The following is a 13,064-nucleotide window of genomic DNA, read 5'->3' as shown; positions in this document are numbered from 1 at the left end:
CGACGCGCCGGAGAATGGATGCGCGGAAATTCGTGGATAGTGAGGTCGTCGTAGTGGTGGAGACCGGTCAGGACAACCCTCAGGCCGACCCGTACGCGCCGGGTGCGCGCATCGAGGTGCGCGACACCGAGTGGATGGTGCGCACCTGCACCCGGGCGCACGATTTCGATGAGGACGGGTGGGTGATTCGCGCGTCCGGGGTATCGGAGCTGGTACGCGAGGAGGACGCGGTCTTCTTCACCGGCATCGACGAGGTGCGTCCGCTGCGCCCTGAGGACACCCGGCTCGTTCCCGACCTCTCGGACCGGTTCACCACGAGCCGGCTGTTCCTGGAGTCGGTGCTGCGTCGGACCCCGCTGCCGCAGACCGAGCGCCGACTCGCCATGTCCGACGCGTTCCTGCTCGACCGGAAGGTCTACCAGCAGCGCCCGGCCGAGCTCGCGTTGCGGGGACTTCGCCCGCGCATCCTGATCGCCGACGTGGTCGGCCTGGGCAAGACCCTGGAGATCGGGCTCATCCTCGCCGAGCTGATCCGCCGCGGCCGCGGCGAGCGCATCCTCGTCGTCACTCCCCAACAGGTGCTGGAGCAGTTCCAGCGCGAACTGTGGACACGCTTCGCCATCCCGCTGGTGCGGTTGGACTCGGTCGGCCTGGAACGGGTGCAGCGCGAGATACCGGCCGGGCGCAACCCATTCCTGTACTTCAAGCGGGCCATCATCTCCGTCGACACTCTGAAGAACCAGGGCAAGTACGGCCAGCATCTGCGTAACACGAGTTGGGACGCCGTCGTCATCGACGAGTCGCACAACCTCATCAACCAGGGGAATCTGCGCAACAAGCTGGCCCGGCTGCTCGCCCGTCACACCGATGCCCTGCTGCTGGCCAGCGCCACCCCGCACAATGGCGACACCCGCTCCTTCGCCGAGCTGATCCGCCTCCTCGACCCCGCCGCCATCGCCGACCCCGACCGCTACTCGCCCCCAGACATCTCCCACCTCTACATCCGCCGCACCAAGGCCAATGACGAGGTGCGCGACCAGATGGGGGAGGAGTGGCCCGAGCGCGGCCCGTCCCGGCCGGTGAACTGCGCCGCGTCCGATGCCGAGGAGCGCGTGTTCGCCGAACTGGCCGGCACCTGGCTGGGCGCCGCTCCCCTCGACGGCGGCCCGGTCGTCACCAAGGAGCGCCGTCTCTTCCCCTACACCCTGGTGAAGGCGTTCCTGTCCTCGCACAAGGCGCTGGAGACCACCGTTGAGGCACGGTTGACCGCCCTCACCGGCCCGGACGGCGGCACACTCAAGGACCCCGCCAGGCACAAGGAGCACGCGGCGCTGCTGCGCCTCAAGGAGACGGCCAAGGGGGTCGGCGACGACGATTCCGCCAAGCGCGCCGCCCTGATCGCAAAGCTCCGCGAGATCGGCGTCGGGCCGCGCAGCCCCGAACGCGTGGTCGTCTTCTCCGAGTCTCGGCCCACCCTGAAGTGGCTGCGGGCGACCGTGCCCGGCGCGCTCGGCATGACCGAGGCGGAGACGGCGCTGCTGCACGGCGAACTCCCCGACACCATGCAGCAGCAGGTCCTTGCGGACTTCGAACTGGCCGACTCCAAGGTCCGCATCTTCTTCACCAGCGACATCGCCTCCGAGGGGGTGAACCTGCACCAGCAGTGCCACCAGCTCATCCACTACGACTTGCCGTGGAGCATGATCCGCATCGAGCAGCGCAACGGCCGCATCGACCGCTACGGCCAGGAGCACCAGCCGCAGTTCAGCGCCCTGGTGCTGACCTCGGAGACCGAGGGCGCCTTCGACGATCGGACGGTGGCGGAGAAGCTGCTCGAACGGGAGGACGCCGCCCACCGCAGCATCGGCAGCGTCGAGGCGGTGATCGGCGAGTACACCGCGAAGAGCGAGGAGGACCGGCTGCTGCGCGACCTGCTGGCCGGCCGCACTGTCGAGGAGTCGGTGGCATCGGCGGAGGCCGCGGAGGAGGCTGCGGTGGAGGTCGCGTCGATGGCGGGGTTCTTCGGCGACTCCGACCCGCAGGACGACCTGCCCGAACCGGAGTATGCCCCAGTGCCGCGGCTGTTCTCCTCCACCGAGGAGTTCGTCCTCACCGGGCTGCCGGTGGTCGCCCCCGAGACCGAGGTGAACTTCGAGGACGGAATGCTCGCCTTCGCCCCTCCCGAGGACCTCGCGCACCGCTTCAAGGCGCTGCCCGCCTCGTATTTGAAGGAGCGCGCGGTCACCGCCCGGCTCAAGGTCACCTTCGACCGGCATCTCGCCGCGGAGAAGCGCGACGAGGCGCGGACCACCAGGTCGGCGTGGCCGGAGATCGGCTACGCCAGCGACCTCCACCCGCTCGTGGAGTGGCTGGTCGACAAGCTCCAGGTCCGGCTGCACCGCAGCCAGGCCCCCGTCATCCGGGCCGACGTCCCGTCGCCGGTGTTCCTGGTGCAGGGGGTCTACTCCAATGAGCTGGGCCAGCCCACCGTCGTGGAGTGGATGGCCGTCACCGGGCTGCCTGACGCCCCGCGCGTGGGCGACATGTTCGAGGTGGTGCGCGCGGCCGGCATCGGACCCGGCATGATCAACACGGGCGCGCCGGGCGACCTCGCCGCGCTCCAGGAGCTCGTCGGTCCTGCTGTGGACGCCGCACGCGTTCACCTGGACGCGCAGCGCGCGGTCTACGACGCGCAGATCGAGCGCGACCTGCGGGCCCCCGAAGAGCGCCTCGCGGATTTCGAGCAGATGGCGCTCGACGGCCTCGGCGAGGACTGGCGCCGCGCCAACCGGCGCGGCGAGGTCGATGCGACGGTGGCCGAGCAGCAGCAGCTGATGCGGAAGATGCGGACCATGGGCGAGCCGCTGCTGCGGATCCTCGCCGTGGTGAAGGGCGCGTGAGGAACCGATATGTCCTATGACTCGATCGCCAATCGGGGCGACTACTTCTCCGCGCACTACCTCGCGGAGGTCCTGCCCAAGCGGCTCAAAGGCAAGGACGGACCCTACGCCGCGTGGGCGGAGCGCGAGGCGGCCGAGCGCGCCCGGGTGAAGCGCGAAGGCGGGCGTCCGAACCGGGTCACCCCGCGCCAGGGGCTGCGCGGCTACCGCTCGCGCTACGTCGACGAGCGGTCGTTCTTCGCGGAGTACACCGAGAACCGGAACACCGGAGTGGGCCGCCCCGCCGACGACGCCCTCTACACCGACCGCCTGCACAAGCTGCACGCGGAGCTGATGGCAGGGCTAGGCTTCGAGGCGGCGGCGCACGGAGACCCGCCGACGTTCGACCTCGGCGCGGGCGGTTCGCCGGCGGTACTGGCCCTGCGCGAGCCCACGATCGCCGCCGTGGAATGCGGCTGGGCCACGGAGACCGACGCCGCGATGGACCCCGAGGGCGCCGGACTGCTGCTCACCCCGGTGGAGCTGGGCGGGCGGGAGCGGATCACGCACGCCACCAAGCTCGTCTCGGCGCTGTTCGCCGCCGATGAGCACCTGCGCTACGTCCTGCTCCTCGCCGGCGGGGTCGTCGTGCTCGCCGATCGCACCGTGTGGGGGGAGGGCCGCTACCTCGCGGTGAGCCTGGACGTCGCGTTCGGCCGTAACGGCGACGACGAACTCGCCATGATCGCCGCCTTGTTCAGCGCCGAGCAGCTCCGCCCGCCCGAGGAGGGCGGCGAGGATCCGCTCGCCGTGCTGGGCAAGGCGTCGCGCGACCATGCGGTGGGCGTCTCCAAGGACCTGCGCGAAGGCTTGCAGCGCTCGGTTGAGATCATCGCCAACGAAGTTCTGGACCGGTTGCGGGAGCAGGGCGTCACCCCGCAGCAGGTCACTGGCTCGACCAAGGCGTTCGCCGACGACCTGGCCCGCCAGTCGCTGCGCTACCTGTACCGGGTCCTGTTCCTGCTGTACGCCGAGGCCCGCCCCGACCTGGGCGTGGTGCCCGCCAAGGACGAGGCCTACGTCCGCGGTTACAGTATGGCCCGCCTGGGCGACCTCGTCGTGCACGACCTGGTGGGGGAGGAGGCGCGTACCGGCTTCCACCTGTACGAGTCGCTGGACGTGCTGTTCCGCATGGTCGACAAGGGGCACCGCCCGCGCGGGCACGTCCTCACCGAGGAGGAGGCCGAGGGCCTGTCGGAGGGGGAGGGGCTGCGGTTCGAACCGCTGAAGGCCGACCTGTTCGACCCGGAGCGCACTCGCCTCATCGGGCGCGGCCTCCAGCACCCGGACGACGACCTCGACGAGCCCCGCATGCCGCGCCTGGACACCCGGCTGCGCGACACCGCGCTACACAAGGTCCTGCGCCTGCTCATGCTGTCGCGCGGCCGCCGCAAGGAGCGCGGCGGGTTCATCTCCTACGCCCAGCTCGGCATCAACCAGCTGGGCGCGGTGTACGAGGGGCTGATGTCCTACACCGGGTTCATCGCCGATGAGGCCCTGTACGAGGTCGCCAAGAACGGCAACCCCAAGGACGGCTCGTGGATGGTGCCGCACTCCAAGGCCGACGACTTCCTCAACGAGGTGTTCGTCAAGGCCAAGGACGAGGACGGCAAGGCCACCGACGAGCGGGTGGAGTACCGGCCGGGGGCGTTCGTGTACCGGTTGGCGGGCCGCGACCGGGAGACCAGCGCGTCCTACTACACACCCGAGTCGCTGACCCGGCTGACGGTCGAGCTGACCCTGCGGGAGCGGCTGGACCAGGACGGGGAGACGACCCCGGCGCGCGAACTCCTGGACTGGACGATCTGCGAGCCCGCGCTGGGATCGGGTGCGTTCCTCAACGAGGCGATCAACCAGGTCGCCGAGGAGTATGTGAAGCGGCGCGAAGCCGAGCTGGGCGAGCACCTGGACCCCGAGGAGCGCCTGGAGGAGTTGCAGAAGGCCAAGGCCTACATCGCCCTGCACAACTCCTACGGGGTGGACCTCAACGAGACCGCCGTCGAACTGGCAGAGGTGTCGCTGTGGTTGAACGTGATGCACCGGGGCTTGCAGGCGCCGTGGTTCGGATTGCACCTGCGGCGCGGCAACTCGCTGGTGGGGTGCGGGCGCCGGTTCTACCGGCCGGAGGAGCTGAAGAAGGGTGCGTGGCTGACGTCCGCGCCGCTGGACGTACCGTTCCGCGACGGAGTGCGGCCCGACGGCGGCATCCACCACTTCCTGCTGCCGGCGCACGGGTGGGGCGTCGTCTCCAAGGAGAAGGAGGCGAAGAACCTCGCCCCGGAACAGGCGAAGGCCCTGGCGAAGTGGCGTACCGGGATGCGCAAGCAGCCCACCGGCGGCAACGGCAAGAAGTCCCAGACCAACCGGCTCAAGGCGCTGGCGGGGCGGGTCGAGTACCTGTGGGAGCTGGTGATCAGGCGGCTCCAGGTATCGGAACGGGAGATCAGCCGCCCCATCGAGGTGTGGGGTGCCGAGGGTATCGAACACCCGGAGAGCGTGGTCCCGCGCGAGGAGGTCCTGCGGGACCTCCAGGAGAAGGGCACCCCATTCTGGCGGCTGAAGACCCTGATGGACGCGTGGTGCGCGCTGTGGTTCTGGCCGGTGCAGGACGTGGGCCTGCTCAACGGGTCGGACGAGGAGTACCGGCGCCTCGGGAAGGTCGGCGAACTCAGCGTTCCGGGGGGCGAGGGCTCCCTGTTCGGCGGCGACCCGGTAGGCACACCGCTGCGGGACCTGACCGACTGGCTGGACTTCGCCGAGGCCCTGCTCGGCCGCGTCGACATCCCCGAAGGATCGCTGTTCTCGGAACTGGCCACCCTCGCGGAGTTGGACGACGCCGAGCAGCAGCTGCCGCTGCTGATGGGCATGGAGGACGAGGTAAAGCTGGGAGAGCGTTTCCCCTGGCTGCACAAGGCGGAGCAGATCGCGGCAAAGCAGGGGTTCTTCCATTGGGAACTGATGTTCGCCCAGGTCTTCGCACGGGGCGGCTTCGACATCCAGGTGGGCAACCCGCCGTGGGTGCGGCCGAGGTGGGACGAGAGTGCTGTGCTCGCGGAGAGTGATCCGTGGTTCAAGTTGGTCGAGAAACCGTCGTTGGAGGTCAAGCAGCAGCGCAAGGCGAGCGTCCTCGGATCCTCTTCTATCAGCCACCGGCTTCTCGACGAGCGGACCGGCACCAGCGGAATGGTGGCCTTCTTCAGCTCGGAGCAGGTGTACCCGTTGGTGACAGGGACGCAGCCGGACGTCTACCGCTGCTTCATGATCCGCACCTGGGGAAACGCGGCCCTCGTTGGAGTCGTCGGCCTGCTCCACCCGGATACCCATTTCTCCGGTGACAATGAAGGAGCGCTCCGCACCGCCGCCTACCGTCGGCTCCGCGTGCACGGTGATTTCGTCAACCCGGGGCATCGCTTCTTCCCCGAGCCGGTCGGCGAGTCCAGCCACTTCGGAATGCACATCTACGGTGCGGACGGGGAAATCGGGTTCGATCACCTCTGCTGGCTGTTCAGCGCCGACGCACTCCGGAAATCATTCGACCACGACGGTTCAGGAGATCCGCCGGGAGTCCGGTACAAAGGGCAACTGGACGAGCGCCCGCACCGATCCCGCGTCATCCGGGTGACCCCCGACCTCCTCGCCCTATGGCAGTCACTCACCGGAGAAGACGGAAAACCTGTCGAGCAGGCCAGATTGCTGACACCGGTGAGCACGGCGGAGAACGACGCGATCAAGGCACTGGCGGAGTACCCGGTTCGGCTCGGCCAGTTCCAACCGCAGATCTCATCCGGCTACCACGAAAGCGGAGCGAAGAACGAAGGGCTGATCGGGTACAACCTCTCCGCACCTGGCGACTGGTCCGAGGTGATCCTCAAGGGTGTTCAGATCGGGGTCGCCACACCGCTCTTCAAATCCCCGACGGCCGGGAGTAATGACGTGCTCGGCGTCAACCTGATGACCCTGCCAGAGGACGCCGTCCCGGAAACCGAGTACAGGCGGGTCGCCAGCACAAGTGTTTTCCAGAAGGCGCAGTCACGCTGGTTGGATTACCAAAGACTGAACCGGATCCTTGACAATCCGGACGAGGTGGAGTCGGCACGGGTTGCAATTAGTGAGGTTTTGGAGATTAACAAGGGCGATGTCACCGAAGCACAGATTCGGGATCGCCTGATTGCGAAGGCCATGCGGCGTTACACCGAATTTTATCGGTTGGCGTGGCGAGAAATGATTGCACCTGATACTGAACGCAGTCTTTATGCATCGATTATTCCTGGTAGTGTTTCACATGTTCATAGTGTTCGAAGTTCCTGGGTTGCAAGTGACGAAATGACCGTCTTGTCGGCAGGCTTTTGGAGTTCAGTTCCCCTCGACTATTTCCTGCGCGTTACTGGAGTCGGGCATTTGGATACTTCCAATGCCCGGAGCTTGCTGGTTGGACACCTCGAACACCCGTTGTCTAAGTCACTCGTGCTTCGAACTGCGCGGCTAAACTGCTTGACAAACGCTTATTCCGATCTCTGGCAGGAGCTCTACGACGCGGATTGGGCGAAGGAATCTTGGGCATGTGAATGGCCCGGAATTCAGCCGCTCGGTGAGGTTGGCTCCGTGTGGGAGTACCAGATTCCATTGCGCAGCGAACGCGCTCGACGTTCGGCTCTGGTCGAGATCGATGCGTTGGTTGCCGTCTGGCTGCGGATGGATGTCGACGCCCTAATCGCCGCCTACCGGGCGCGCTTCCCCGTGCTTAACCGGTTTGAGGAAACGACCTGGTTCGACGCGAACGGATGGAAACTGGCCGGGTACCACCGGACGCACGGCCAGATCCAGACCAAGGAGAGTTACAAGCAGTTCATGAATTTCCAGGAGAAGGAAGGGGGCGCAACCCCGCCCGAGGGATACACGGCCCCCTTCTACAAGGCCGACCGGGAGGGCGAATACCGTCAGGCGCACGCCTACTTCACCGAGCGTGTCGAGCGCGCCAAGGCGAGCGGGGAGTGGGACGGGAATCCCTAGTGGAATCGCGGGCGCACAGGCATCGCGCGCCCCCGGTCAGAGGTGGGCAGCCTTCGCAGCTGTGAGGAACGCGTCCCACTCGGCGGCCGGGAACGCGAGGTGGCCTTCGTCCGCACGCTTGGAGTCGCGGATGGCGGAGCCAAGCGGAAGGTCAGCGACCTCGACGCAGTCGACCCGGTCGCTGCTGTATGTGGACTTGTAGAACGCGAGTTGGTCAGAAATTTCCATGTCGGTCGTGCATCTCCAGGATGGCGCGGATGTAGTTGACGGTCTCGGGTGTCCGAAGTGCAGCCGCATTCAGGTGGGAGAAGATCGTGACGAAGCGGCTCACTGAGTCGGCATCCTGGACGAAGAGGCTATCTGTCGCGGTCTCCGTGTAGACGACCGAGGGGTCGATTTCGCTCGGGAAGTCGAAGAGGAGGAACGACCCCGCGAGGCCGGCGTGCATGCCCGCGCTGAACGGTAGTACCTGGATGTCGATGTTGTGGTGAGTGGCCAGGTTGACGAGGTGCTGAAGTTGCTCGCGCATTATCTCAGCGTCGGGGAGTTCGCGTCGTAGCGCGGCTTCATCGATCACGGCCCACAGGTGCGGCGGGTGTCGCCGGTTGAGGATCTGCTGTCGGCGTAGCCGGGCGTCGACGTGCCGCTTGATCTCCTCGGAGGTGTAGGCGCCGCCACCGCTGAAGACTGCCTCGCTGTATTCAGGGGTCTGCAACAAGCCCGGAACGACCTGGCTCTGATACGTCCTGATCATGGACGCTTCGACCTCGAAGTCGGGCAGCGCGTTGCCCCTGAAGACGTCCCTGTACTTGGACCACCAGCCCTGCTCCTTCGACTCGCGGGCCAGTTCGTGCAGCGCCTTCCGTACGTCGGCAGAGGCTTCGTACAGGTCGGCCAGAGCATCGATGTCGCGGGGCTTGATGCGGCGGGCTTCGGCGCTCTCGATGTTGCTCAGGGTCGACTGCGGTACGTCCGCCTGCTTCGCGGCTATCGAGAGCTTGAGGTCGTGTGATTCACGCAGGCGCCGCAGTTCGCGGGCGAGCCGTTTGCGGCGGACTGTCGGGCTGAAGGGGCGAGGCATGGCAGGAAGTCTACGTTCCTCGTGCTCGAATATCGAGAACTAGCTTGACAATTCGAATATCGAGTTTCAAGCTGATGATGTAGCCAGTGACCACCCCATCACCCTCGGTCTCTCCCGGTCACGCTACTCCGGTGTCCGTTGCCCTGAACGGTGAACTCGTCGACTCGTGCGGGCGCCTCCGGTCCTTCCGCCTACTTCCTGCTGCCAGGAGGAGTGTGCCCCATGCCCGCGCTCGACCCGATTCCGCCGCTGCCTTCGGTGACCGTTGCCCTCGGCGACCTGGTTCCACCCCTGTACCAGCACTACTTCAGCGGCTTCCCAGACCGCCCCTACTACACCTTGCGCCGGTACGACTTCCCTGGCCACCGCGGCTTCCTCCCCCTCGTCCGGGCGTTCCTGGACACCTGCGCCGCCGAGCACGACACCGATTACCGCTACGTGTTCACCCTCCTCGGCTGCGAGCTGGCCTCGAACTCCCTTGTGCACTCCCGTTCCGGCCGTCCGGGCGGCACCTACGCCCTCGTGGTCCGCCGCGGAACCGGTGGCCTCACCCTCACCTGCCGCGACGAGGGCGTCATCGCCCCGGGCCGACGCGGACCCGCGCAGGACCCCCGCCCCCTGTACGCCGGTGCCCTGGTCATGGGCGATGACGGCGGTGCCACCGGCGCCACCGGCGCCGAGCACGGCCGCGGCCTCGCCCTGGTGGACGCGCTGTCCACCGCGTGGGGCGACTTCGGGGGCCAGTCCTACCGCCACGTCTGGTTCCACCTGGCCTACGACCTCGCGGACAGCGCCTGGGGCGCGGCCTGAGGCCGCCCGGTCGGCCACCCGGGTCGGGCCCCGCCCCCACGCCTGCGGGGGCGGGGCGGGCGTCAGGTCTGCTGGGCGGCCTTGTCCGCGGGCGCCTGCCGGGTGTCCTGTGGGGAAAAGCAGCACCAAAGGCGGGAGCGGGGACCGGTGGGCGGTCGCCCGTAGCGTCCCGGGTGCCGGGGTTCAAGCGGGCAGCAAAGGCAGGTGGTGGTCCGGCTCGGCGGTCGCCTGCGGCCCTGCGTGGGCGGTACCGCGGTCTCCCGTCGCGCCATTCCGCACCGAGACTGCATCACCGTCAGCTTCAGGCATCGAGACTGCACGCTCCGTCAGTCTCGATGCCCACCAGCCAGTGAGATGCGCCCTATGTCCGCTTTCTCCTCCTGAGGGCCTGCGGATGACCGCGGACCCGGACCACCACCCGCCTTTGCTGCCCGCTTGAACCCTGGCACCGGGAGCGCCGCGGATGACCGCCCACCGGCCCCCGCTCCCGCCTTTGGCGCTGCTTTCCCCACAGGTGCGGGGCCACCGCCCGCGGACAAGGCCGCCCAGCAGACCCAACGCCCTTACCCTGCCTCCTGCACCGCCCGTGCACCCACCATCTACCCCGCCCCCGCCCGCGCGATCTCCGCGACCAGGGCGCGCGGGTGGCGGAGGTCCCGCCAGCTGAAGCGGAGCAGGCGCAGCCCCGGGTAGGCGTGGAGCAAGGCGTTCTGCCGGTGCCGGTCGCGGAACAGGGCATCGGGACGGGAGTGGGGGCCGGCGCCGTCGGCCTCCACCAGCACCGGTCCCCGGTCCCACCACAGGTCGCCGTAGGCGGTCGAGCGGCCCCCGGGCAGGCGCAGCGGGTGCTGGAGGTCGTCGGGCGGCAGGTCGGCGTCGGTGCAGATGAGCCGGATTCGGGTCTCCAGCGGGCTCTGCGCGCGGGGGTCGGAGAGTGCCCACCACGGCGCCGACGCGCGCTGCCCGCGCCGCCCGGCGTTGGCCGACCGCAGCGACGCGAACTCCGCCTCGCTGAGCATCCCGCCGTTGCGCGCGGAGTCCATCAGGGACACCGCCACCTCTCGGGGCGTGGACAGGACCGTGTCGCGCAGTGTTCTCCCCGGCGTGGTGATGCGGATGCCGGCCCGGCGGACGGTTTCGTCGGCGTGGACGGCGCCGGCGTTGACGGCCACCCCGGAGAGGAGGAAGCGCGCGCTGCCGGGAACGCTCACGTGGACCGGCCCTCCGTCTCGGGCAGCAAGCCCCTGCATGCCCCACAGGGACGCGGCGGTGGGCCCGACCGCGACCGCGGCCGGGCCGATGGCGAGCTGGGCGGCCATGACCGCGGTGCGGAGGTCACCGGCGGCGCTGCCCTCGCCGGTCAGTGCGCGCACGGCGTAGACGCCGGGGTGCCACCGTTGCAGGCGGCCCTCGCGCAGGAGCCGCTTGATCCCGGTGTCGTTGAGGCCCTGGAAGAACGCCTGCCGCCGCGTGACCAGGCCGTGCTGGGCGGCAGCGGTCCGCATGAGGTCGCTCGGCAGTGAAAGGGACCGTGCCATGGTGCAACCATGCGGCCCGGGAGAACCGCTCGGCCAGCGCAAGTCAGGGCCTGTGGACGACGGCGCCGGAACACGCTGGGCGGCACAAGGACGCCCGCCGACCCCGGGCCGGTCAGAAATCCGGGGTGACGGTCCTGATGAGATTGAGGAAGCCGTCGAGCCGCCTGATGTGATCCTTCTGGATCGGGTCCGCGCTGAAATGCATGGTTTCGTTGCGGATATTGCGCACCTCATCCAGTTCATGGAGGAAGAGAGCGTGGTCGATGCTCCAGGCCAGGCGCTGCCAGTTGTCCGCATCACTCAGCAGGCGGCAGTAGTTTCCCATCGTCAGTGCGGACGCACCGTGCAGGCTCGCGAGCTTCTTGTCGCGGGCGTGCTTCGTGATCTGATCGCGCGGCACACTGTTGTCCACCACCTGCCGCAAGCGGCGCTCGATCTCCTCCAGTAGGACGAACGGTCCGGCGTGATCGCCGAACCGCTGGGTGAGGTCTGCTGCGGTCACGATTCCAACGATGCTGACCTTGTCCGCGCCGAGCACGAACACGAAGTCGTTTTCCGAGATCGGTTTGATGAGGTCCAGCAGCGGTTCGTCGAAGGCGGCCGGCTTCGATCGTGCGATGGCCTTCGTGAGCGGTGCCCCAGGATCATTGATCCACGCTTCGGCGATGGACTGCCAGCTCACCGCGCCGTGTAGCTTGCCGTCCCCGTCGATCACGGCCAGCTGTGAGTACCGCTTGGTCAGCATCGTGGTCGTGGCCTGCTTGAGCGTGTCGTCCGGGCGCACGCTCGCCACCCCTTGGTTGGCGGCGGGCAGCGCACCAACGTGCAGGCTCACCGACGGCATCTCGGAGGCGTCCTTGGTGTCCTCGGCCGTCTGCGCCTCGGTCAGCGCGAACTTCAGAGTGGGCTCTTCGCCCACTTGGATGATGTCGATCGTGCTGTCGATGCCGACGTCAGGGAACGGAGGCCGCGTGGTCAAGCCCTGCTCGGCCAGGTCGGCCGTGACGCGTTCGACGGAGGTGGACCCGCGCCGGACCAGGCCCCACCGGTCCAAGAAGTCGCGGACCGTCATTCGGACCGGGTCGTTCGCATCACGCCTCGCGGCCTCGTTCAGCAGGTCCCGGCTGTTCTGCACCGCGATGTCCGCGCCGACGTCGTCACTCGCGCCCGGATCAATTCCGCGCTCGGCGAGTGCGGCGACCCTGCGGGCGGCGTCATAGCGGGTCAACCCGCACACGGTCAGCAGTGACCCCATGCTGTCGAGGAGGTCCTGCCTGATGGCGGCCTTCGCGATGTCGGTGCGCAGCCATTCGACCGGGCGCACGTGCTGGAACCCCACCGGAGAATCGGCACGGTAACGGTACTCGGCGGTGACCCGGCCGACGGCGACCACGCCCGGCCGGGTCTTCATCGGCATGACGATGTGGTCTCCTACGGCGATCTGGGAGCAGAACCGCCACAGCTGGCCGGTCCAGTTGCCCACTAGGGCGGTGCCGGCATGCGGATAGGTCGCACGGACGTACTCCCGCAGCCCCTCCCTGGTGGCGAACACGCTGAGATCGTCGAGTTCGTGCCATCCGGCGATGGCGAGGCCGACCTCGAGGGCTTCCTTCTCGCGTTCGCCGTCGCGGCCGGCGCGGACGAGCCACGCAGCAGGAACGGGGGAACTGGGGAATTCCACGGGGG

General features: G+C 68.1%; 7 protein-coding genes. 3 read left to right on the top strand and 4 right to left on the bottom strand.

Features of this window, described 5'->3' with window-relative positions; translation table 11 throughout:
- Window positions 1–32 precede the first annotated feature (32 nt).
- Window positions 33–2,900 (top strand): DEAD/DEAH box helicase, encoded by a 2,868-nt coding sequence (locus CLV63_RS08315; protein ID WP_245928657.1) that lies wholly within the window; start codon window positions 33–35, stop codon window positions 2,898–2,900.
- 9 nt (window positions 2,901–2,909) lie between these two features.
- The gene (locus tag CLV63_RS08310; protein ID WP_106582333.1) at window positions 2,910–7,949 is read left to right on the top strand and encodes an Eco57I restriction-modification methylase domain-containing protein; all 5,040 of its coding nucleotides are present in this window, start codon (window positions 2,910–2,912) and stop codon (window positions 7,947–7,949) included.
- Window positions 7,950–7,985: 36 nt separating this feature from the next.
- Here the strand turns inward: CLV63_RS08310 and CLV63_RS08305 are convergent, their stop codons facing one another.
- A complete protein-coding gene (locus CLV63_RS08305; RefSeq protein WP_106582332.1) occupies window positions 7,986–8,177 on the bottom strand; it encodes a DUF397 domain-containing protein in 192 nt (63 codons plus the stop codon).
- Window positions 8,164–9,030 carry a helix-turn-helix domain-containing protein gene (locus CLV63_RS08300; RefSeq protein WP_106582331.1) on the bottom strand — a complete coding sequence of 289 codons (867 nt, stop codon included), beginning with the start codon at window positions 9,028–9,030 and terminating at the stop codon, window positions 8,164–8,166. Before CLV63_RS08300 ends, CLV63_RS08305 begins: the two co-directional genes overlap by 14 nt.
- A gap of 222 nt (window positions 9,031–9,252) precedes the next feature.
- Here CLV63_RS08300 and CLV63_RS08295 point away from each other — a divergent pair, with 222 nt between their 5' ends.
- A complete protein-coding gene (locus CLV63_RS08295; RefSeq protein WP_106582330.1) occupies window positions 9,253–9,840 on the top strand; it encodes an ATP-binding protein in 588 nt (195 codons plus the stop codon).
- A 599-nt stretch (window positions 9,841–10,439) separates the two neighbouring features.
- Here CLV63_RS08295 and CLV63_RS08290 read toward each other — a convergent pair.
- Window positions 10,440–11,378, bottom strand: a complete 939-nt coding sequence (locus CLV63_RS08290) for a type IV toxin-antitoxin system AbiEi family antitoxin domain-containing protein (protein ID WP_211301206.1) — start codon at window positions 11,376–11,378, stop codon at window positions 10,440–10,442.
- Window positions 11,379–11,490: 112 nt separating this feature from the next.
- The gene (locus CLV63_RS08285) at window positions 11,491–13,059 is read right to left on the bottom strand and encodes a CBS domain-containing protein (protein ID WP_106582328.1); all 1,569 of its coding nucleotides are present in this window, start codon (window positions 13,057–13,059) and stop codon (window positions 11,491–11,493) included.
- Between the last annotated feature and the right edge of the window lie 5 nt (window positions 13,060–13,064).

This window comes from Murinocardiopsis flavida (assembly GCF_003014485.1).
GTDB classification, from domain to species: Bacteria; Actinomycetota; Actinomycetes; order Streptosporangiales; family Streptosporangiaceae; genus Murinocardiopsis; species Murinocardiopsis flavida.
The sequence above is the reverse complement of the archived record's forward strand: the minus strand, read 5'-3'. Positions and strand labels throughout refer to the sequence as shown.

What these genes read in the sequence shown, in the direction of transcription:
- CLV63_RS08310 (WP_106582333.1), top strand. Translation starts at nt 2,910, where the DNA reads ATGTCCTATGACTCGATCGCCAATCGGGGCGACTACTTCTCCGCGCAC.
- CLV63_RS08305 (WP_106582332.1), bottom strand. Translation starts at nt 8,177, where the DNA reads ATGGAAATTTCTGACCAACTCGCGTTCTACAAGTCCACATACAGCAGC.
- CLV63_RS08300 (WP_106582331.1), bottom strand. Translation starts at nt 9,030, where the DNA reads ATGCCTCGCCCCTTCAGCCCGACAGTCCGCCGCAAACGGCTCGCCCGC.
- CLV63_RS08295 (WP_106582330.1), top strand. Translation starts at nt 9,253, where the DNA reads ATGCCCGCGCTCGACCCGATTCCGCCGCTGCCTTCGGTGACCGTTGCC.
- CLV63_RS08290 (WP_211301206.1), bottom strand. Translation starts at nt 11,378, where the DNA reads ATGGCACGGTCCCTTTCACTGCCGAGCGACCTCATGCGGACCGCTGCC.